Origin of the sequence: Kitasatospora putterlickiae (assembly GCF_039527695.1) — a bacterium.
Classification (GTDB): Bacteria; Actinomycetota; Actinomycetes; order Streptomycetales; family Streptomycetaceae; genus Kitasatospora; species Kitasatospora putterlickiae.
Genome location: NZ_BAAAKJ010000055.1, coordinates 2,339 through 4,632, shown reverse-complemented (window position 1 = coordinate 4,632; position 2,294 = coordinate 2,339). Strand labels below are relative to the sequence as shown.

Genomic DNA, 2,294 nt, shown 5'->3' with positions numbered 1-2,294 from the left:
ACACGACGGTGGCGGCCAGCCGGACGCCGGTGGCCTGGGTGAGCCGGTTGCGCAGCTCGACGGCGCTCAGCGAGTCGAAGCCGAGGTCCTTGAACGCGCGCTCCGGGTCGATCGCGGCGGCCGAGGCGTGGCCGAGGACGGCCGCGACCTGCGCCTGGACGACCTCCAGGACGATCCGCTCGCGCTCCGCCTCCGGCACCGCTCCCAGCCGCTGGGCCAGCACGCCCGCCCCGGCGTCGGCGGCCCGGGCCGGCAGCCGGACCAGGCCGCGCAGCAGCGGCGGCAGCATCCCGGCCCGGGCCTGCGCCCGCAGCACGGCGGTGTCCAGGAGGACGGGTGCCACCACCGCGGCGTCCACCTCCAGCGACCGGTCGAACAGGGCCGGGCCGGTCTCCGGCGTCAGCGCGCTGACGCCCATCCGCCCGAGCCGGGCCAGCTCCGTCTCACCCAACTGGGCGGCCATGCCGGCCGTTTCGGACCACAGGCCCCAGGCGAGCGAGGTCGCGGGCAGGCCGGCGGCGCGGCGGGACGCGGCGAGCGCGTCCAGGGCCGCGTTGGCGGCCGCGTAGTTGCCCTGGCCGGGGCTGCCCATCAGGGCGGCCACCGAGGAGAACAGCACGAACGCCGACAGGTCCGCCCCGGCGGTCAACTCGTGCAGGTGCCAGGCCGCGTCCAGCTTCGGCCGGAGCACCCGACCGACCTGCTCCGGCGACAGCGACTCGACCACACCGTCGTCCAGCACACCGGCCGCGTGCACGACCGCCGTCAGCGGCTTGTCCAAGGCCCCGATCGCGGCGGCCAGTTGCTCGCGGTCCGCGACGTCGCAGGCGACCACCCGGGCGGTGGCACCCAACTCCGCTAGCTCGGCCACCAGTTCGGCGGCGCCGGCGGCCCGCGGCCCGCTGCGGCTCAGCAGCAGCAGGTCGCGCACGCCGTGCGCGGCCGCCAGGTGCCGGGCGAACACCGCGCCCAGGCCGCCGGTACCGCCGGTCACCAGGACGGTCCCGTCCGCCCCCGGCGGAGCCGGCACGGTCAGCACGACCTTGCCGACGTTCCGGCCCTCGCGCAGGTGGCGCAGCGCCTCGCGGCCCTGCCGGACGTCCCAGGTGCGGATCGGGGCGAACCGCAGGACGCCCTGCTCGAACAGGGCGACGATCTCGGCCAGCAGCTCGGCCAGGCGCTGCGGCCCGGCCTCCCACAGGTCGAACGCCCGGTAGGCGACGCCCGGCCGGGCGGACGCGATCGCGTCCGCGTCGCGGATGTCGGCCTTGCCCATCTCCACGAACCGGCCGCCGCGCGGCAGCAGGTCCAGCGAGGCGTCGACGAACTCGCCGGTCAGGGAGTTGAGGACGACGTCCACCCCGGCGCCGCCGGTGGCGGCCAGCACGGTGTCCCGGAACTCCGTGTCCCGGGAGTTGGCGAGCCGGTCGAGCTCGATGCCCTCGGCGAGCAGCCCGTCCCACTTGGCGGGGCTCGCGGTGGCGAACACCTCCGCGCCGAGGTGCCGGGCGATCTGCACGGCGGCCGTGCCGACCCCGCCGGCGGCAGCGTGCACCAGCACCCGCTCCCCCGCGCGCAGCCCGGCCAGGTCCACCAGGCCGTAGTAGGCGGTCGCGTAGGCCACCGGCACCGAGGCCGCCTCGGTGAACGACCAGCCGTCCGGGATCCGGGCGACCAGGGCCCGGTCGGCGACGGCCACCGGGCCGAAGGAGCCGCCCACGATCCCGAACACCCGGTCGCCGGGCGCCAGGTCGGTGACCCCGGCGCCGACCTCCAGCACCGTGCCCGCCGCCTCGGCGCCCAGCGGGACGTCGTCGGGGTACACGCCGAGGGCGATCAGCACGTCGCGGAAGTTCACCCCGGCGGCACGCACGCCGATCCGCACCTCGCCGGGCGCGAGCGGACGGCGGGCGGCCGACGCGGTGACCTCGACGCCGTCCAGCGAGCCCTTGCGGGTCACGGACAGGTGCCACGGCTCGTCGGCGGCCGGGGCGGGGGCCGCGGTCAGGCGCGGGGCGAGCAGCCGCTCGCCGCGCACGGCGACCTGCGGCTCGTCGCCGTCCAGCAGGGCGCCCCAGTCGGGCGTCCCACCGTCCAGGTCGACGAGCAGGAAGCGGTCCGGGTGCTCGGACTGCGCGCTGCGCAGCAGGCCCCAGAGCGCGGCCTGGGCCGCGTCCGCCGCCTCGCCGTCGACGGACACCGCGTTCCGGGTGACCAGGGCCAGCCGCACCTCGGCCGTCCAGTCGGCGGCCAGCCACCGCTGCACCAGCCCCAGCGCCTCGGCCACGGCCTCG

Annotated in this window: 1 protein-coding gene; it reads right to left on the bottom strand. The window is 77.6% G+C overall.

Features of this window, described 5'->3' with window-relative positions; genetic code table 11:
- Positions 1–2,266 (bottom strand): type I polyketide synthase (locus tag ABD308_RS39595; protein WP_425554705.1); only part of this gene is annotated, 2,266 nt, incomplete at its 3' end.
- Between the last annotated feature and the right edge of the window lie 28 nt (positions 2,267–2,294).